The sequence below is a fragment of the Mesorhizobium sp. M0074 genome, assembly GCF_040322975.1.
Lineage (GTDB): Bacteria > Pseudomonadota > Alphaproteobacteria > Rhizobiales > Rhizobiaceae > Mesorhizobium.
In genome coordinates this window covers 96,388-113,535 of the sequence record NZ_JAMYUM010000002.1, presented here as the reverse complement: position 1 = coordinate 113,535, position 17,148 = coordinate 96,388, and the positions used below count along the sequence as shown (strand labels likewise).

At 63.3% G+C, this 17,148-nt stretch carries 17 protein-coding genes and 1 tRNA gene; 7 read left to right on the top strand and 11 right to left on the bottom strand.

The window, feature by feature from the left end; translation table 11 throughout:
• The first annotated feature begins 159 nt into the window (after positions 1 to 159).
• Positions 160 to 1,533, top strand: a complete 1,374-nt coding sequence (locus tag NKJ73_RS03545; RefSeq protein ID WP_352568375.1) for a cytochrome P450 — start codon at positions 160 to 162, stop codon at positions 1,531 to 1,533.
• Between the two features lie 21 nt (positions 1,534 to 1,554).
• Here NKJ73_RS03545 and NKJ73_RS03540 read toward each other — a convergent pair whose 3' ends face one another.
• On the bottom strand, positions 1,555 to 2,529 hold the full coding sequence (locus NKJ73_RS03540) for a complex I NDUFA9 subunit family protein (RefSeq protein ID WP_352501121.1): 975 nt from the start codon (positions 2,527 to 2,529) through the stop codon (positions 1,555 to 1,557).
• Between the two features lie 243 nt (positions 2,530 to 2,772).
• Between NKJ73_RS03540 and NKJ73_RS03535 the strand changes: the two genes are divergently transcribed.
• A complete protein-coding gene (locus NKJ73_RS03535) occupies positions 2,773 to 3,045 on the top strand; it encodes a hypothetical protein (RefSeq protein WP_352454720.1) in 273 nt (90 codons plus the stop codon).
• Between the two features lie 57 nt (positions 3,046 to 3,102).
• Here NKJ73_RS03535 and NKJ73_RS03530 read toward each other — a convergent pair whose 3' ends face one another.
• The 5 genes from NKJ73_RS03530 to NKJ73_RS03510 form a co-directional block, all read right to left on the bottom strand.
• Positions 3,103 to 4,104, bottom strand: a complete 1,002-nt coding sequence (locus tag NKJ73_RS03530) for an Ldh family oxidoreductase (RefSeq protein ID WP_352568374.1) — start codon at positions 4,102 to 4,104, stop codon at positions 3,103 to 3,105.
• Between the two features lie 118 nt (positions 4,105 to 4,222).
• Complete coding sequence (locus NKJ73_RS03525) at positions 4,223 to 5,029, bottom strand: ABC transporter permease (protein ID WP_023676271.1); 807 nt, start codon at positions 5,027 to 5,029, stop codon at positions 4,223 to 4,225.
• Between the two features lie 14 nt (positions 5,030 to 5,043).
• A complete protein-coding gene (locus NKJ73_RS03520) occupies positions 5,044 to 5,709 on the bottom strand; it encodes an ABC transporter permease (RefSeq protein ID WP_031211669.1) in 666 nt (221 codons plus the stop codon).
• A 212-nt stretch (positions 5,710 to 5,921) separates the two neighbouring features.
• On the bottom strand, positions 5,922 to 6,716 hold the full coding sequence (locus NKJ73_RS03515) for a transporter substrate-binding domain-containing protein (protein WP_352568373.1): 795 nt from the start codon (positions 6,714 to 6,716) through the stop codon (positions 5,922 to 5,924).
• A gap of 51 nt (positions 6,717 to 6,767) precedes the next feature.
• Positions 6,768 to 7,577: an ABC transporter ATP-binding protein gene (locus tag NKJ73_RS03510; RefSeq protein WP_023676274.1), complete on the bottom strand. Its 810-nt coding sequence runs from the start codon at positions 7,575 to 7,577 to the stop codon at positions 6,768 to 6,770.
• A 217-nt stretch (positions 7,578 to 7,794) separates the two neighbouring features.
• Between NKJ73_RS03510 and NKJ73_RS03505 the strand changes: the two genes are divergently transcribed.
• The 3 genes from NKJ73_RS03505 to NKJ73_RS03495 are packed head-to-tail and all read left to right on the top strand — an operon-like array spanning position 7,795 to position 10,985.
• Complete coding sequence (locus tag NKJ73_RS03505; RefSeq protein WP_352568564.1) at positions 7,795 to 8,643, top strand: dimethylarginine dimethylaminohydrolase family protein; 849 nt, start codon at positions 7,795 to 7,797, stop codon at positions 8,641 to 8,643.
• Positions 8,640 to 10,220: a 5-guanidino-2-oxopentanoate decarboxylase gene (locus tag NKJ73_RS03500; RefSeq protein ID WP_352568372.1), complete on the top strand. Its 1,581-nt coding sequence runs from the start codon at positions 8,640 to 8,642 to the stop codon at positions 10,218 to 10,220. The genes NKJ73_RS03505 and NKJ73_RS03500 overlap by 4 nt, the downstream gene beginning before the upstream one ends.
• A 57-nt stretch (positions 10,221 to 10,277) precedes the next feature.
• The gene (locus NKJ73_RS03495) at positions 10,278 to 10,985 is read left to right on the top strand and encodes an SDR family NAD(P)-dependent oxidoreductase (protein WP_352568371.1); all 708 of its coding nucleotides are present in this window, start codon (positions 10,278 to 10,280) and stop codon (positions 10,983 to 10,985) included.
• 104 nt (positions 10,986 to 11,089) lie between these two features.
• Here NKJ73_RS03495 and rpsA read toward each other — a convergent pair whose 3' ends face one another.
• The 4 genes from rpsA to aroA form a co-directional block, all read right to left on the bottom strand.
• The gene (gene rpsA, locus NKJ73_RS03490; protein ID WP_023676278.1) at positions 11,090 to 12,787 is read right to left on the bottom strand and encodes a 30S ribosomal protein S1; all 1,698 of its coding nucleotides are present in this window, start codon (positions 12,785 to 12,787) and stop codon (positions 11,090 to 11,092) included.
• A gap of 205 nt (positions 12,788 to 12,992) precedes the next feature.
• Positions 12,993 to 13,643 carry a (d)CMP kinase gene (cmk, locus tag NKJ73_RS03485; RefSeq protein ID WP_352568370.1) on the bottom strand — a complete coding sequence of 217 codons (651 nt, stop codon included), beginning with the start codon at positions 13,641 to 13,643 and terminating at the stop codon, positions 12,993 to 12,995.
• A 60-nt stretch (positions 13,644 to 13,703) separates the two neighbouring features.
• The gene (locus tag NKJ73_RS03480) at positions 13,704 to 14,066 is read right to left on the bottom strand and encodes a hypothetical protein (protein WP_352568369.1); all 363 of its coding nucleotides are present in this window, start codon (positions 14,064 to 14,066) and stop codon (positions 13,704 to 13,706) included.
• A gap of 87 nt (positions 14,067 to 14,153) precedes the next feature.
• Positions 14,154 to 15,512 (bottom strand): 3-phosphoshikimate 1-carboxyvinyltransferase, encoded by a 1,359-nt coding sequence (gene aroA / locus NKJ73_RS03475; RefSeq protein ID WP_352568368.1) that lies wholly within the window; start codon positions 15,510 to 15,512, stop codon positions 14,154 to 14,156.
• Positions 15,513 to 15,706: 194 nt separating this feature from the next.
• Between aroA and NKJ73_RS03470 the strand changes: the two genes are divergently transcribed.
• Both NKJ73_RS03470 and NKJ73_RS03465 read left to right on the top strand, forming a co-directional pair.
• Positions 15,707 to 16,096: a TIGR02300 family protein gene (locus tag NKJ73_RS03470; protein WP_023676282.1), complete on the top strand. Its 390-nt coding sequence runs from the start codon at positions 15,707 to 15,709 to the stop codon at positions 16,094 to 16,096.
• 163 nt (positions 16,097 to 16,259) lie between these two features.
• Positions 16,260 to 16,335 (top strand) — tRNA-Ala (locus tag NKJ73_RS03465).
• Positions 16,336 to 16,564: 229 nt separating this feature from the next.
• On the opposite strand, the gene NKJ73_RS03460 is transcribed toward NKJ73_RS03465, so the two are convergent.
• Positions 16,565 to 17,110: a hypothetical protein gene (locus NKJ73_RS03460; protein ID WP_352568367.1), complete on the bottom strand. Its 546-nt coding sequence runs from the start codon at positions 17,108 to 17,110 to the stop codon at positions 16,565 to 16,567.
• Positions 17,111 to 17,148 lie beyond the last annotated feature (38 nt).

Genomic DNA, 17,148 nt, shown 5'->3' with positions numbered 1-17,148 from the left:
TCTGTGGTGCTGCCACCTAAGACACGCAGCCGGACACAGCAAGCAGGCACTTTCCGGTGCCCCGGTCACATTCCAGAGAGCGGATGCTTCGCCTTGTCGTCCGGTCACATGGACGCCTGCCTTGCCCGCCACTACATTGAGGTGTCAGCGGAGCAAGCCATGGACAGTCAGCCCGTTCCCTTCGTCCCGCCGGCGCCGAAGCCGCGCACAGCGCCGCCCTCGACGCTGGAGATGATCCGCATCGTCTACCGCAATCCGCTCGAACTGTGGGGCGAGCCGACCTATAACGAGCCCTGGATTTCGGTGACCGGCGTCGGCGGGCCGCTGGTCATCGCCAACGATCCCGGCCTCATCCGCCATGTGCTCGTCGATAACGCCAAGAACTACAAGATGGCGACGGTGCGTCAGAAGATATTGCGGCCAATCCTGCGCGACGGCCTGCTTACCGCCGAAGGCGAAGTGTGGCGGCGTTCGCGCAAGGCGATGGCGCCGGTGTTCACGCCGCGCCACATCTTCGGCTTCGCCGAGCCGATGCTGAAACGCACGCTCGAATTCGTCACCCGTTACGAGCAAGGTGGCACGTCGGATATCGCCCACGACATGACGCTGCTCACCTTCGATATCCTGGCCGAGACGCTGTTTTCGGGCGAGATATCGGGCGAGCCCGGTAGCTTCGCCAAGGAGATCGATCGCCTGTTCGAGACCATGGGCCGGGTCGATCCGCTCGACCTTTTGCGTGCGCCCGACTGGCTGCCGCGCCTGACCCGCATCCGCGGCCGCAGGACCATGGCCTACTTCCGCAAGATCGTTACCGACACGGTGCAGATGCGCGAGGCGCGGCTGAGGCGCGCTCCGGACACCGTGCCGCAGGATTTTCTCACGCTGCTGTTGAAGGCGGAGGGACCGGGCGGGCTGACCCGGGCCGAGGTCGAGGACAACATCATCACCTTCATCGGTGCCGGCCACGAGACTACGGCCAGGGCGCTCGGCTGGACGCTCTACTGCCTTGCCGAAGCGCCGTGGGAGCGCGAAAAGATCGAGCACGAGATCGATGCGGTGTTGGCGCGTGAGCCCGACCCGACGAAATGGCTCGACGCCATGCCGCTCACCCGCGCCGCCTTCGACGAGGCGCTCAGGCTCTATCCGCCGGCGCCGTCGATCAACCGCGAACCGATCGAGCCCGAAACCTGGAACGGCCTCTACATACCGCGACGTGCTGCGGTGCTGGTGATGCCGTGGGTCGTCCACCGCCATCGGAAATTGTGGGACCGGCCGGACGCTTTCATGCCGGAACGCTTCCATCCGGGAAACCGCGAAAAGATCGATCGTTTCCAGTATTTGCCGTTCGGCGCCGGCCCCCGCGTCTGCATCGGCGCCAGCTTCGCCATGCAGGAGGCAATCATCGCGTTGGCGATCATGCTGTCGCGCTACCGTTTCGACGCCACCGCGGAAACCCGCCCCTGGCCGGTGCAGAAGCTGACGACGCAGCCGCAAGGCGGCCTGCCGATGCAGGTCACCCGGCGCGCCTCGTAGGCAACCGGACGTCCGTTCGTATTATGCGGCGGACTTGCGTTGGAACTGGCCGGCGGCGCGGTAGCGCCAGAGATAGCTGGGCAGGATGGTTCCGATCGACCGTGGCTGGATCCCGAGGCCGGCGAGCGTCCGGTTGTCCTTGACGGCGGCTTCCGACACGACATTGTGCTGGCGCAACAGCAGGACCTGGTCCTTGGTCAACAACGGATTGGGCAACAGCCCGAGAATTGATGCCTGAAGGTTCGCCAGCCACCATGGCACGGGCAGCAAAAACCGCTTGCGTTCGATGATGATAAGCAGTTGTTGCATGCATTCCTTGAAGGTAAGCACTTGCGGCCCGCCGAGTTCATATATCCGGCCGCCCTGGACCTTGCCGTCGACCGAATGCGCCACCGCTTCGGCGACGTCGCCGACATAGACCGGCTGGAATTTCGTCTGCCCGCCGCCGATCAGCGGCAGCACCGGGGAAAAGCGGGCCATGTTGGCAAAGCGGTTGAAGAAACCGTCCTCTGGCCCGAAATTGATCGATGGCCGCAAGATCACGGCGTCTTGGACCGTCTCCAGAACGGCCTTTTCGCCGAGCGCCTTGGTACGCGCGTAGTCCGATTGCGCGTGGAGATCCGCTCCCAGAGCCGAGATGTGGGTGAGGCCGGCGCCGACGGCGCGCGCCGCTTCAGCGACAGCCCGCGCGCCGAACTCGTGGACGGCAGTGAATTTCTGCCGGCCGGCCTCATGCGCGATCGCCACCAGATTGACGACATGGTCCGCGCCTTGCACGGCGCGGTCGACCGACCAGCGCACCCGGACATTGGCTTGCACCGGCTGGATCTGCCCGACATTGCCGAGCGGCTGCAGGTGGCCGGCGAGATCGGGCCGGCGGCAGGCGACCCGGATGCGGTAGCCGCGCTTGGCCAGCGCCCGCACGACATGACGACCGACAAAGCCGGAGCCGCCGAACACGACCACGAGCTTTGGGGTCTGCAGGATTTCGGTCATGGCTGGCTCCGGCGGCTATCCAGATGGCTTGGTTGAAGCCGTTTCATAGTCGGTTTCGCGCCAAAGGCAAAGGGCGACCATCGGTCGCCCGGCATTGTTGAAGCATGATTTCCAGTATCCGTTGGAAACGGCAGAAAACCCGCCGACGCCGGGCTTTAGGGTAACTCCATTCGGGACAGGAACCTTTGTTCCGGCCGGCGATTTTAGGATGTATGGTTTGATTCCGAATGGAGGATATTGCCGATGACGACAAAACGCGTTGCGATCTTCGCTCTGGCTTTCGCAACAGGCTGCAGCATTGGTGCCTCGGCATTCGCGGCAAACCGGCATCACCACCAAGCTCAACCCGAACGCTACGTTCCGGCCAACGGCAACATCATCGACATTCTGTTCGGTGGCCCGCGCTACTATGACAACCACCTGTTCACGACGGCCGCCGAACCCTGCTCCTACAACAGGGTAGGGCCGGACGCGAATGCGGCGAACGTCATCAACGATCATTATTGCGGGAAGTAGGCTCGCGCTGCCGGATCGGCAGGCGTTCTCAGCCGCTCATCGGACAAACGAATTTCTTCAGGACGAATAGCGGGCGGCGAATTCGGAAATGCGCTGCACCACGGCTTTCGGCGCGCTTATGCCGCGCGCCGCCGCCTTCTCCGCGGCCTCGGCCCGGGCACGCCCCGGCACATGCACGCCATAGCGCCGCCGCAGCCGGTCGAGTTGATCCTTCATCCGCTTTTCGAAGTCCGGATCGAGCAGCTTGGGCTCGACGGCAAGCACGAACAGGCCGGTCCCCGGACTGTCCGGCCCGCCGCTGAACCATGGCGCATCGAGCGACCAGTTGGCGCCCGACAGGCCCGCAGCCAGCACCTCGACCATCAGCGCGATGTTGGCGCCGCGCTGGCCGCCGAAGGCAAGCATGGCGCCCTTCATTGCAGCTGCCGGGTCCGTGGTCGGATTGCCGCTCGCATCCAGTGCCCAGCCTTCGGGTATCTTCTTGCCGTCCTCGGCCGCCTTGCGGATGTTGACGAAGGCGGTGGCGCTCGACGATTGGTCGATGACCAGCGCCGCCCCGTCCGCGGCGGGTGCCGCAAAGGACATCGGGTTGGTGCAGTAGACCGGCTTGACCGAGCCCGAGCCGGCAAGCACGGCCGGGCCGTTGGTGGCGGCGAACGACACCAATCCCTGCGCGGCCAGCCTTCCGGTGAAATAGCCGAGCGCGCCGCACGTATAGGCATTCTTCTGCGAAAAAATCGCGACGCCGAACAGCCGCGCCGCGTTGGCGAGTTCATCGATCGTGCGGTCGAAACCGGTATGCGCCAGTCCGCCGCGCGCATCGGAGAGATAGACCGCGAGCGCCGGCCTGGTGATCACCGGATCGGCGTTGCCGTCGATGCGGCCGGCTTCCAGCGCTTCGAGATAATCGATGAAGTGCGACAGCCCAACGGTCGACAGTCCTTCCGCCTCGGCCGCGACGATCGAGGCAGCCAGCGACTGCGCCGCCTCTTCGTTGGCGCCAGCGCCAAGTGCGGCCATCCGGCACAGCCCTGTCGCCTGGTCGAGACTGAGTTGCATTGTGATTGCCATGGATATCTGAGGGAATGGGTGAATGGTGAATAGTGAATGGTGAGTGGGACTTAGCCGGTAACACTACGGGCTACTCACTACTGACTATTCACCATTCACTATTCACCTAACCAACCTTGTTCGGAATCCGCGCCTCGATCTTGCCCAGGGTGAAGACGAGGATGCCGGTGATCGCCATATAGATCAACGCCAGGAGCAGCAAGGGTTCATAGGTGAGGTAGGTATCCTGACGCACCTTTGAAGAGACGGCGAATATGTCGATCACGCTGATGGTCGCCACCAGCGGCGTCGATTTCAGCTGCAGCACGGTTTCGCCCGTCAGTGTCGGCAGCGCGCGGTAGAAGGCCTGCGGCAGCCAGATTCGCTGGAAAATCCTCCAGCGGCTCATGCCGAAGGCGCGGGCGGCTTCCAATTGGCCTTTCGGCACGCCGGCGAAAGCGCCTCGCATCACCTCGCCCTCATAACCGGCGAAGGACAGCGTCAGCCCGAGGACGCCATAGGGCCATGCCTGCCTCAGATAGGGCCACATCCAAGACTCGCGAATCCATGGATATTGTGGAAACAGCGAGCCCAGCCCGTAATAGAGCAACCAGAGCTGCAGCAGCAGCGGCGTCCCTCTGATGACGGTGCAGAAGACCTTGGCGGGTGCCGCGAACCAGAACGAGCCCGCAGCCTGCGCCAGCCCGAGCGGCACGGCGAGCAGGAAACCCAGCGTGCAAGTGACGGCAAGAATCCACAGCGCGCGCCAGATGCCGAGCAGTCCTATCCCGTAATATTTAGGCAGCCAGTCCCAGCGCATGAAGACGGCCGCCGCCAAAACCAGCCCCAGCGCGATCAGGATCAGCACGATACGATGCGGCTTCAGCCACAGCGAAGCGCGTGCGGCTATCTCGACGGCCGCTTCGCCAGTCATCACCGGGCCAGCCATCAACGGGCCTCCTTGAGCGACGGCATGCCGCGGCGGGCCCAGCTCTCGATGCGGCCGATGATCAGGTTGGAAACCAGCGTCAACAGAAGGTAGATCGCGCCGGCGGCGACAAAGAATGTCAGATAGGCTTTGGTGACGCCGGCCGCCTGCCGTGTCGCCAATGTCAGCTCGAAAAAGCCGACGACCGCCAGCAGGGCGGTGTCCTTGGTGGCGATCAGCCAGAGATTGGCAAGGCCGGGTATGGCGAACGGCAGCATCGCCGGCAGCGTGATGCGCCGCAGCAGCAGGCCGGGAGACATGCCATAGGCGCGCGCGGCTTCGATCTGGCCCTGCGGAATGGCAAGGATCGCGCCGCGGATCACCTCGGTCGAATAGGCGCCCTGGACGAAGCCGAGCACGGCAATGCCGGCCGCCAGCCCGCTAATGTCCATGCGCTGATAGCCCATTGCCGTCAGCATCTGATTGATCAGGTCGGTGCCGGCGTAATAGAGCAGAAGGATCAGCACCAGCTCCGGCACGGCGCGCACGACGGTCGTATAGACTGCCAGGAGATCGCGCACCACCGGACCACCATACAGCTTGCCGGAGGCGCCGCCGATGCCGATCAAAAGGCCGAGACCGGTGGCGCCGACCGCGATCTCGATCGTATGGAGCAGCCCGACGATGAGCGTTCCACCCCAGCCCGGCGGCACGGGCGAGAGAAGCGCGATGGCAGAGGCGGCCCAAGCCGGAACAAATGCGTCGATCAGCGTCGCCCTCGAATTGCTGGCGCTAAAACCGCCGGCGATCTCCGCCCGCGGAAGCTCGCGTCGATGGATTTCGACGAACCACGCGGCTCTATCGGGGCCGCGTGGTTAATCGCTCATGGATGAGGCAGTCAGTTCGACTGCGTGTCGGCACCGTAAATGTCGAAGTCGAAGTACTTCTTCGAAATCTCGTCATATTTGCCGTTGGCGCGGATGGCCTTGATGCCGGCGTTGATCTTTTCCTTCAACTCGGAGTCTTCCTTGCGGACGCCGGCGCCGACGCCGGGCCCGAGAATGGCCAGATCCGGCGCGACCATGCCCTTCAGATCGCAGCATTGCTTGCCCTGGTCCGATTTTAGGAAGGCGTCGAGGGCAATGGAATCGGCCTGCACCGCGTCGACCCGGCCGGCGGCAAGATCCTGGTTGGCCTCGTCCTGGGTCTGGTATTCCTTGATTTCCGCCGCGTCGGCGAAGTGCTTCTTGGCGTAGTCGGCGTGTACGGTCGAGACTTGGACGCCGATGATCTTGCCCTTGAGGTCCTCCGGTGTTGAGCCGAACTTCTGGTCCTTCGGCCCGATGATCGCAGTCGGGGTGTTGTAATATTTGTCCGAGAAGGCGATCGTCTTCTCGCGCTCGGCGGTGATCGACATCGAGGCGGCGATAAGATCGATCTTCTTGGTCGTCAGCGCCGGAATGATGCCGTCCCAGGCGACGGGGGTGATGACGCAGTCGAGCTTCTCCTCGGCGCAGACGGCATCGATGAATTCGATCTCCCAGCCGACCCATTTGCCGGAAGCGTCCGGCGAGGCGAAGGGCGGATAGGGTTCGGCGGCGACGCCGATCTTGACCGGATCGGCCTTGGCCACGCCCATCGCGGCAACGCCGAGCAGCAGCGCTGCGGCAAAGGTCTTGAGAATAATCTTCATCGTCATGACTCCCAGTTTTGTTGTTGTTCCCGGTTTTCGTCCGCCCACAGTTTAACTGATGTTGCGGATGAACTGCTTCAGCCTTTCGGATTTCGGCGCGCCGAAGATCTGTTCCGGCGGCCCTTCTTCCTCGACCAGCCCGTTGTGGAGGTAGACGACATGCGTCGCGACCTCGCGGGCAAACTTCATCTCATGGGTGACCAGCACCATAGTGCGGCCTTCGCGCGCCAGGTCGCCGATCACCTTCAGCACCTCGCCGACCAGCTCCGGATCGAGCGCCGAGGTCGGCTCGTCGAACAGCATGACGCGCGGGTTGATGGCCAACGCCCTGGCAATCGCGGCGCGCTGCTGTTGGCCGCCCGACAGATAGGCGGGATAGACGTCGCGTTTTTCGGCCAGGCCGACGCGGGCGAGCAATTTTTCCGCCTCGCCGATCGCCACATCGCGCTTGACGCCGAGCACATGCACGGGAACCTCGATGACGTTCTCGATCAACGTCATGTGGCTCCACAGATTGAAGTTCTGGAAGACCATGCCGAGCTTGGAGCGGATGCGTTCGATCTGCTTGCGGTCGGCGGGCACGGTGTGGCCGTAGCTGTCGGCCTTCAGCTTTATCTCTTCGCCATTGACCCGGATGATGCCGCTGGTCGGGTTCTCCAGGCAGTTGATGCAGCGCAGCAGCGTCGATTTGCCCGAGCCGCTGCCGCCGATGATGGCGATCACCTCGCCATCGCGCGCCGACAGCGAAACGCCCTTCAATACATGCAGCTTGCCGAAATTCTTGTGCAGGTTCTCGACGTGGATGGCTTCGGCAGCGCCGTTCTGCGCCGTATGCTTCAGGGCGGTGGCCGGCGCTGTCATCGTCGCGGCGCCCCGCGGAGCAGCCGAGGCAGTCCTTGCTGGAATTTTTTACCCATTACCCGTCACTGGACAGCGTTCCGATTCTCAAGATGGACCGTTCCGCTTGCCTCCGTCAACCGCAGTTTTTGGACCATTGATCACGGCCTGCCGAGTGGCTATTGGCAGGAGGGGCGCGTTTCAGGAGAACTTAGTGGGCAAAGCATACGGGTCGCAGTCGATGGCCGGGCCGCTGCAGCGCGTGCTGATGCGCTCCGCCGCCAGCGCCATGCGTCGGGCCGAAGCGCTGGAGTGGCACTATGGCCCCGGCTTCGATCCACAAAAAGCGGCAACCCAGCATGATGCACTGGCCAGGCTGATTTCTGTCTCAGGTGCCGAAATCGAATGGCTGAGCGACGCCGATGACGGGCTTGCCGATTCGGTCTTTACCCACGATCCGTCGCTGATGACCGACCATGGCGCGGTCATCCTTGCCATGGGCAAGGCGCTGCGCCGGCGAGAGCCCGGCCTGCACGAGGCAGCCTACGGGCGCATGGGCATCCCCACCCTCGGCCGTATCGAGGCTCCCGGCCAGGTCGAGGGCGGCGACTGCGTGTGGGTGGATGCAAACACGCTGGCCGTCGGCCGCGGCGTGCGCACCAATCAGCACGGCATCCAGCAGCTCTCCAACCTGCTTTCACCCAAGGGCATCCAGGTCTATGGCTTCGACCTGCCGCTCTGGCAGGGCGAGGAGGCCTGCCTGCATCTGATGTCGGTGATCAGCCCGCTCGCAGACGATCTGGCGCTGGTGTATGCGCCCCTCCTGCCGGTCGCCTTCCACCAGATGCTGCGCGAACGCGGCATTCGGCTGGTCGAGGGCGACGCCGACGAATTCTTCGCCTCGAATGGGCTCAGCCTGAACGTGCTGCCGACCGCGCCGCGCCAGGTTATCGCCGTTGCCGGTTTTCCGAAGACGGCGGCTGCCATGCAAGCCGCCGGCTGTACGGTCTCGACATTCGAGGCCGATGCGCTGTGCATTGCCTGCGAGGGCGGCCCTACCTGCCTCACGCGCCCGGTGCTAAGACAATGACGACCATCGGCGAAGCGCTCATCACCTTGCTCGAAGCGCACGGCGTCGACACCGTCTTCGGCATTCCCGGCGTACACACGGTCGAGCTCTACCGCGGGCTGGCGCGATCGAAGATCCGTCACGTCACGCCGCGCCACGAGCAGGGCGCCGGCTTCATGGCCGACGGCTATGCGCGCGCCAGCGGCAGGCCGGGTATCGTCTTCGTCATCACCGGGCCGGGGCTGACCAACACCATCACCGCAATGGGTCAGGCGCGCGCCGATTCGGTGCCGATGCTGGTAATCTCGGGCGTCAACGCCACACCGACGCTGGGCAAAGGCCTTGGCCATCTGCATGAACTGCCGGACCAGCGCGGCATGATGGAGAAGGTGGCGCTGTTTTCGCACCGTGTCACCGAGGCCGGCGAACTGCCCGGCGTGCTAGCCCGCGCCTTTGCGCTGTTCTCATCCTCGCGTCCGGGTCCGGTGCATATTGAGATCCCGACCGATGTCATGACCATGCCGGCCAACGGCATCGTGCCGCTGCTGCGGAATTCAGCGCCGCCCGGGCCGGATGTGGCGGCGATTGCCGAGGCGGCAAGGCTATGCGCGTCTGCCCGCCGGCCGCTTATCCTGGCCGGTGGCGGCGCCAAAGCGGCCGAAGCGCCGTTGCAGCGCCTTGCCGAGAGGTTGGGAGCGCCGGTCGTTCAGACCGCCAATGCGCGCGGCCTGCTCTATCGCCATCCGCTTGGCGTGCCGGCCAGCCCCAGCCTGAAGGCGGTGCGTGCGCTGATCGCCGATGCCGACCTGGTCATTGCGGCCGGCACCGAATTCGGTCCGACCGACTATGATGGCTATGGCGACGGCGGTTTTGTCCTGCCCGCCAACCTGATCCGCATCGACATCGGCGCCGACCAGCTTGCCCGCCGGCCTGCGCGGATTTCGATCCAGGCCGATTGCGGAGCGGCGCTCAAGGCGCTGCTTGCCGAAATCGGCACGCACGAGACGCCATTGGATGATGGTTCAGCCCGCGCCGCCGCGACGCGGCAGGCGGCCTTTGCCGAGATTGGCCCGGCCATGCAGGCGCAACTGCGCGCCGTCGAGACGATCCGCGATGCGCTGCCTGGCGCGATCATCGTCGGCGATTCGACCCAGCCGGTCTACGCCGCCAACCTCTATTACGATCACGACCGGCCGGGCGGCTGGTTCAACGCGGCCACCGGCTTCGGCGCGCTCGGCTATGGCCCGCCGGCGGCGATCGGTGCCGTCCTTGCCAGGCCTGAGGCGCCGGTCGTTTGCCTCACCGGCGACGGCGGCTTCCAGTTCACCCTGCCGGAACTGGGCGCCGCGCTCGACGCTGCGGCGCCGGTGATCTTCACAGTCTGGAACAATCGTGGCTACCGCGAGATCGAAACCTCGATGCTCGACGTCGGCGTCGAGCCGGTCGGCGTCTCCCCGGCACCGCCGGATTTCTGCAAATTGGCCGAAGCCTACGGCATTGCCGCCGAGCGGATTTCCGGCACCGGCGGCTTGGCGGACGCGCTTGGGCGCGCGCGGGCGACTGGACGACCTTACGTCATCGAGATTTCGGTTGAGTGATCGCGCGAAAGGCGCGACCTTCCGCATCGGCGGCGCGCAATGACGGAGCGGTCGAATATGACGGAAACACTGGACGGCAGACATATCGTGGTGACCGGCGGCACCGGTGCCCTTGGCGGCGCGGTCGTAGGAAAACTGCTGGAGCAGGGCGCGATCTGCCATGTGCCCAATGCCCACGCTGCCGTGCCTGCGCATTTTCCCTTTCCGGCGCATGACCGCGTCAGGCTGGCGCACAATGTCGACCTTGCCGACCCTGCCAAGGTCGACGCCTTCTATGCCAGCGTTCCAGATTTATGGGCATCGGTGCATCTTGCCGGCGGCTTCACCGCGGCGCCGGTCGAGAAGATCGAACCCGCCTCCTTCGCCGAGATGATGGACACCAATGCCCGCACCACCTTTCTGTGCTGCCGCGCGGCGATACGCTCGATGCTGGGATCTTCCGTGCCGGGCCGCATCGTCAATGTCACCGCGCGAGCCGGGCTCGATCCGCGGCGCGGCTCCGGCAAGGTGGCCTACGCCGCCGCCAAGGCGGCAGTCGCCGCGATGACCGTGGCGATAGCCGAAGAGCTGAAGGGCAACGGCATCCTGGTCAACGCCGTGGCGCCTTCGACGCTCGACACGCCGGCCAACCGGGCTGACATGCCGAACGCAGATTTCAGTAGATGGGTCAGCCTTGAAGCGGCGGCCGAGGCCATTGCCTACCTTGCCTCGCCGGCCAACATGGCGATCAGCGGCACGCTGGTGCCACTCTACGGCCGGGCCTGAGCCTGCGATCCGTCGCAAGCAAAGGTCACAAGCAAAAGCCCCGCCGGATCGTTCCGGCGAGGCTTTTTGTTTCGTTTATAACCCGCGCGAGGCGCGGTGTTGGCTTAGCTGCCCTGCTTCTTCAGCGCGGCACCCAAAATATCGCCCAGCGAAGCGCCGGAATCGGTTGAGCCGTACTGAGCGACCGCTTCCTTCTCTTCGGCGATTTCCAGCGCCTTGATCGAGACCTGCAGCTTGCGGGTCTTCTTGTCGAAGGCGATGACGCGGGCGTCGACTTTCTGGCCGACGGTGAAGCGCTCGGGGCGCTGCTCGTCGCGGTCACGGCTGAGGTCGGAGCGCTTGATGAAGGTCTCGATGCCGCTGTCGACCAGCCGCACTTCCAGACCGCCATCCTTCACGCCGATAACCTCGCAGGTGACGACTGCGTTCTTGCGCAGTTCGCCTGACGTCGCTGCTTCGCCGACCGTGTCCTTGGCCAGCTGCTTGATGCCGAGCGAGATGCGCTCCTTGTCGATGTCGACGTCGAGCACCTGCGCCTTGACCATGTCACCGCGATTGTACTCCTCGATCACCTGCTCGCCCGGACGGGTCCAGTCGAGGTCGGAAAGGTGGACCATGCCGTCGACGTCGCCTTCGAGGCCGATGAACAGGCCGAACTCGGTCTTGTTCTTGACCTCGCCTTCGACCTGGCTGCCGACCGGATGGCTGCGCGCGAAGGCCTCCCACGGGTTCTCCAGCGTCTGCTTGAGGCCGAGCGAGATACGGCGCTTGGCCGGATCGACTTCGAGCACCACCACGTCGACTTCCTGCGTCGTCGACAGGATCTTGCCGGGATGCACGTTCTTCTTGGTCCACGACATTTCCGAAACGTGGATGAGGCCTTCGATGCCCGGCTCCAGCTCGACGAATGCGCCGTAGTCGGTGATGTTGGTGACGGTACCCTTGATCTTCTTGCCGATCGGGAACTTGGTGCCGATCTCGGACCACGGATCGCTCTCGAGCTGCTTCATGCCGAGCGAGATGCGGTGGGTTTCCTGGTTGATGCGGATGATCTGCACCTTGACCGTCTGGCCGATGTTGAGGATTTCGGTCGGATGATTGACGCGGCGCCAGGCCATGTCGGTGACGTGCAGCAGGCCATCGATGCCGCCGAGGTCGACGAACGCACCATAGTCGGTGATGTTCTTGACGACGCCTTCGACTACTTGGCCTTCTTCGAGGTTCTGCACGATTTCCGAACGCTGTTCGGCGCGGCTTTCCTCGAGCACGGTGCGGCGCGACACCACGATGTTGCCGCGGCGGCGATCCATCTTGAGGATCTCGAAGGGCTGCGGGTTGTGCATCAGCGGCGAGACGTCGCGGATCGGGCGGATGTCAACCTGGCTGCGCGGCAGGAAGGCCACAGCGCCGTCGAGGTCGACGGTGAAGCCGCCCTTGACCTGGTTGAAGATGACGCCTTCGACGCGTTCGCCCTTGGTGAACTTCTCTTCGAGACGGACCCAGCTCTCTTCGCGGCGGGCCTTCTCACGCGACAGCATGGCTTCGCCAAGCGCATTTTCGATACGCTCGACATAGACCTCGACCGTGTCGCCGACCTTGAGCGTCGTGTCCTTGCCCTTGACGCCGAATTCCTTCAGCGGCACGCGGCCTTCGACCTTGAGGCCGACGTCGATGATGGCCATGTCCTTCTCAATGGCGGTGATGATGCCCTTGACGACCTGGCCTTCGCCGGAATGGCCGGCGGAAAATGATTCTTCGAGCAGGCTCGCGAAATCATCGCGAGTGGGATTTGCAACTGACATAGTTTCTCCTGGAATGCCCCGCAATCTGTCGCGGGGCGGGCGCCGTGGGTTAGCGTTGCGTTGGCCTGCCGGCGTTCCGGGCAAAAAGCCCTTGGCCGCCCTTGAGCGGCAATTCCGGCGCATGAAGAATGCTGGCAGGCTGGTTCATACCCGATATGGGAAGTCTTTTTGTCGCCGGCAATCGGCGGCGGCAGGAAAACCCGGCTCAGGCTTCGTTTCTCTTGGCCAGGACATCGTCGATGATCGCCTGAGCTGCCAGAAACGCGGCCTCTATAGCCATTTCCGACGTGTCGAGCAAGTGCGCATCGGCCGCCGGCTTCAAGGGCGAGTCCATGCGGCCCATGTCGCGCTCGTCGCGGCGCACGATATCGGCAAGGATTTCATCGAAATTGGCAGTGCCGCCGATGCTCTCGATTTCATCCAGCCGCCGCTTTGCCCGCACCTCGGCACTGGCCGTGACATAGAGTTTTACGTCGGCATCGGGACAGACGACGGTGCCGATGTCGCGGCCGTCGAGCACCGCGCCAGGCGGTGTTCTTGCGAAGTCACGCTGTTTCTCGACCAGGATGCGCCGCACCGACGGGATCACTGCCACTTTCGAAGCCGCCTCGCCAACGGCGTGTGCCGAAAGCACTGCGCGGTCGAGCTTTGCCAGATCGACCTGCCGGGCCGCGGTTTCGGCGGCCGAAACATTGTCGAGCGGCAGGCCGAGCCGGAGCAGCGAATGCGCCACCGCGCGATAGGTAAGGCCGGTGTCGAGCAGGTTCAGCCGGTAGTGATCGGCCAGCCGCCGGGCAAGGGTGCCCTTTCCGGCGCCGGCAGGGCCGTCGATGGCTATGGTGAAGGTCGGGATCATGGACGACAACAAGCCGAGAACCGGCCTCATTGCAATATGGCACTATGCGGTTTGAACCCATCAACGCGAAATGGGCCGCGCAAATGCCCTAAGCAGATAGAATACCCATCCCAGCACATGGCTGAAAAAATATACGCTAAGGATCGCATAGCCACCAACTACGATAAATATCGCATTTGAGGGTATGTCGGCTTTGATTAAGTCAAGCACCCAGCCGAAATGCAGGCCGTATGCGCAACCTATCGGTCCACATGAGGACCCTATGCTTGGGATGGTAAGCCCGACCCAAGATGCCCCGATCAAACCGAAGCACACGAGTGAATAGTTCCGTCCATTGATCATCTTGGCGACGGACATCGCCTTTGCGATGGTCAAAACGACACCTGCTACTATCGCCAGTAAAATCGAGGCAAGAATATTCATGGCTCTCCCCAATGCTCGCTTGAGCTTGAAGCGCCAGCCTTAAAGAACAATTGAGTTGATAACCAAATTTGGCGACAATCTGGAGTTTTAGGAAATCTCCGCGCCCAGCCCCTTCATCAGTCCCATGAATTCCGGAAAGCTCGTTGCGATCATCGCCTGATCGTCGATGGTCACCGGTTTTTCCGTTGCCAGCCCCATCACCAGAAAGCTCATGGCGATGCGGTGATCGAGATGGGTCTGGACGATGGTGCCCTGTCCGTTGGGATGCTGGCCGAGGCCCTTGCCGCCGGGTTTTCCGCGCACGACAAGCGAGGCCTCGCCTTCGCTGCAGTCCACGCCGTTGAGCTTCAGCCCTTCGGCCACTGCCGACAGCCGGTCGGATTCCTTCACGCGCAGCTCTTCCAGCCCGAGCATCAGCGTTTCGCCCTCGGCGAAGCTGGCCGCCACGGCAAGCACCGGATACTCGTCGATCATCGTCGGCGCCCGTTCCGGCGGTACGGTGACGCCTTTCAGCTCGGAGTAACGCACACGCAGATCGGCAACATCCTCGCCGCCTTCGTTGCGCGGATCGATTATGTCGATGCGCGCGCCCATTTCCTGCAGCGTCAACAGAAGTCCAGTGCGGGTCGGGTTCATCAGCACGTTTTCGATGGTAATGTCCGAGCCCGGCACGATCAGCGCCGCCACCAGCGGAAAGCCGGCCGAGGAGGGGTCGCCCGGCACCGCGATCGTCTGTCCCGTGAGCTTGCCCTGGCCTTCGATGAAAATATGGCGCACGCCGCGCTCGTCGGTCTCGACCGACAGATTGGCGCCGAACCCCTTGAGCATCTTTTCGGTGTGGTCGCGCGTCATAACCGGCTCGATGACGGTGGTGATGCCCGGCGTGTTCAGCCCAGCCAGCAGCACCGCCGACTTGACCTGCGCCGATGCCATCGGCACGCGGTAGGTGATCGGCGCGGCGTGCTTGGGCCCGTGCAGCGCGATCGGCATGCGGTCGCCGGGCGTCGCCTTCAGCACCTGCACGCCCATCTGGCGGAGCGGTTCGAGCACCCGGCCCATCGGCCGGCCCGACAGCGAGGCGTCGCCGATGAAGGTGGTTTCCATGTCATAGGTGCCGACCAGGCCCATGGTGAGGCGTGAGCCCGTGCCGGCATTGCCGAAATCGAGCGGGCCTACCGGCTGCAGCAGCGCGCCGTTGCCGGTACCGCGGATCACCCACTCAGCGCCATGCTTCTCGATATGGGCGCCCATGGCCTTCATGGCAGCGCCCGTACGCATCACGTCCTCGCCTTCCAGCAGCCCGGTGATGCGGGTTTCGCCGGAGGCCAGGCCACCGAACATGAACGAGCGGTGCGAGATCGACTTGTCGCCCGGCACCCGTGCCGCGCCTGAAAGGCCAGATGATTTGCGGGCGGTGGCCTGCTTCGGGGCGGCAGTGTGCGACATGGTTCTTTCCTGGAAACGCCGGCGGCCGGCCATTTTCTGCTGGTTTGCGGGGTCTCCTATCATGGCGTACCGAAATGGTCATCCCCTTGGTATGAAGGCCTTCGAATTCAAGCTTTTTGGGACGCCGGCTTTTCGCTTTGACAGCGCCGTAAACTCTGGTTAAGGGGACCAAACTTTCATCGACGAGGCTTGCTGTGGCAAAACCCGAACTTGGCACCAAACGCATCGACCCGGAGACGGGTCGAAAATTCTATGACTTGAACAAGGACCCAATCGTCTCGCCTTATACGGGCAAGAGCTATCCGCGCTCCTATTTCGAGGAAGGCAAGATCGCCGCCCTCGAGGAGGAAGAGGAAGTTGCCGAGAAGGAAGTGGACGCCGAGGAGGAAGAGGGCGTCGAGGTTGTCTCGCTCGAAGAGGCGGACGAGGACGCGAAGGCCGACGAGCTTCCCGATCTCGGCGATGACGAAGACGACGTTGACCTTGGCGATGACGAGGATGACACGTTCCTCGCCGACGAGGAGGAAGAAGACGACGACGTTGCCGACATGATCGGCGTCGGCGAAGACGACGACGAAGTCTGAGCGAACCGCATTCGCCGGCTTTCGCGGCGCTGCCTAGAAAAAGCGGTTCTTGAAGGCTTGATATTGACTGAAGGCGGGGTTAGAAGCCGCCTTCACTAACGGCGCGGTCTAGAACCCGCGCCGGATCTCTTCGCCGGAAACGGCGCCGGTGAACTGCCGGAGTGGGGCCATAGCTCAGTTGGGAGAGCGCTTGAATGGCATTCAAGAGGTCGTCGGTTCGATTCCGATTGGCTCCACCAGTTCTCTCCGCGAAAATCAGCAGAACGGCCGCCCGCCCGTCCGGGCTGGCCGCCGCTTATCGCAGAACCTAGCTGAGACTAGTTAATCGGCCGCCCGGCTTGGGCTCGCCGATCCATTCAGAAGTAATGGGCCCGTGCCCGGTCAGTGCATGTTTCTGGCTGTGGTTTGAACCGCGAGCACCGGTCTGGACCAGGCAGCGGGCTGAAATGACGGCTGAGCAAAACTCCGTTACTTGTTGCAGTTCTGCATATCCGACGTCATGGCGCCGCTGGGGGTATTGTTGTCGGTATCGCTGCTCGCCGTATCCTTACAGCGGTCCTCCATACCGTTTGTCTGCGGCGTGGTAGCGTTCGTTGCGTTCGGATCGATCGTGTTCGGGGTAGTTGCGCTGCCGGTCCCGGTGTTGCCGCCGGAAGTGCCTGTGTTGACGCCGGTATTGGGGTCATTACCGGTCCCGGAGCCCATGGATTGTGCCATGGCAGATGTGGCCAGGCCGATAGCAAGTAGGGATGCAGAGAGAATTTTCATCATCTTAGTGTCTCCATCGAGTTGCATCGCTGGATCGCGATCTATACCAACGAGAGTTTTTTCGAGATGTTCCGTTGGGCAGAAATATTGATCGATACAATCATTATGAATCTTTGTTGCTCGTCGTTTCGTGAATGCGGCTGCGAAATTCCTGCCGCATAGCGGCAATTTCGTCTGGAACCAAATCGAGCATGCCGCGTTCTTGCGCTTGCGGGGAGTTGTGTCGGCCGCAGGGGACAGTTTCACCAGGACATTCAAGAAATCCGTGAGCTGGGAGGGGCGCT

What these genes read in the sequence shown, in the direction of transcription:
- NKJ73_RS03545 (WP_352568375.1), top strand. Translation starts at nt 160, where the DNA reads ATGGACAGTCAGCCCGTTCCCTTCGTCCCGCCGGCGCCGAAGCCGCGC.
- NKJ73_RS03540 (WP_352501121.1), bottom strand. Translation starts at nt 2,529, where the DNA reads ATGACCGAAATCCTGCAGACCCCAAAGCTCGTGGTCGTGTTCGGCGGC.
- NKJ73_RS03535 (WP_352454720.1), top strand. Translation starts at nt 2,773, where the DNA reads ATGACGACAAAACGCGTTGCGATCTTCGCTCTGGCTTTCGCAACAGGC.
- NKJ73_RS03530 (WP_352568374.1), bottom strand. Translation starts at nt 4,104, where the DNA reads ATGCAACTCAGTCTCGACCAGGCGACAGGGCTGTGCCGGATGGCCGCA.
- NKJ73_RS03525 (WP_023676271.1), bottom strand. Translation starts at nt 5,029, where the DNA reads ATGACTGGCGAAGCGGCCGTCGAGATAGCCGCACGCGCTTCGCTGTGG.
- NKJ73_RS03515 (WP_352568373.1), bottom strand. Translation starts at nt 6,716, where the DNA reads ATGAAGATTATTCTCAAGACCTTTGCCGCAGCGCTGCTGCTCGGCGTT.
- NKJ73_RS03510 (WP_023676274.1), bottom strand. Translation starts at nt 7,577, where the DNA reads ATGACAGCGCCGGCCACCGCCCTGAAGCATACGGCGCAGAACGGCGCT.
- NKJ73_RS03505 (WP_352568564.1), top strand. Translation starts at nt 7,795, where the DNA reads ATGGCCGGGCCGCTGCAGCGCGTGCTGATGCGCTCCGCCGCCAGCGCC.
- NKJ73_RS03500 (WP_352568372.1), top strand. Translation starts at nt 8,640, where the DNA reads ATGACGACCATCGGCGAAGCGCTCATCACCTTGCTCGAAGCGCACGGC.
- NKJ73_RS03495 (WP_352568371.1), top strand. Translation starts at nt 10,278, where the DNA reads ATGACGGAAACACTGGACGGCAGACATATCGTGGTGACCGGCGGCACC.
- rpsA (WP_023676278.1), bottom strand. Translation starts at nt 12,787, where the DNA reads ATGTCAGTTGCAAATCCCACTCGCGATGATTTCGCGAGCCTGCTCGAA.
- cmk (WP_352568370.1), bottom strand. Translation starts at nt 13,643, where the DNA reads ATGATCCCGACCTTCACCATAGCCATCGACGGCCCTGCCGGCGCCGGA.
- NKJ73_RS03480 (WP_352568369.1), bottom strand. Translation starts at nt 14,066, where the DNA reads ATGAATATTCTTGCCTCGATTTTACTGGCGATAGTAGCAGGTGTCGTT.
- aroA (WP_352568368.1), bottom strand. Translation starts at nt 15,512, where the DNA reads ATGTCGCACACTGCCGCCCCGAAGCAGGCCACCGCCCGCAAATCATCT.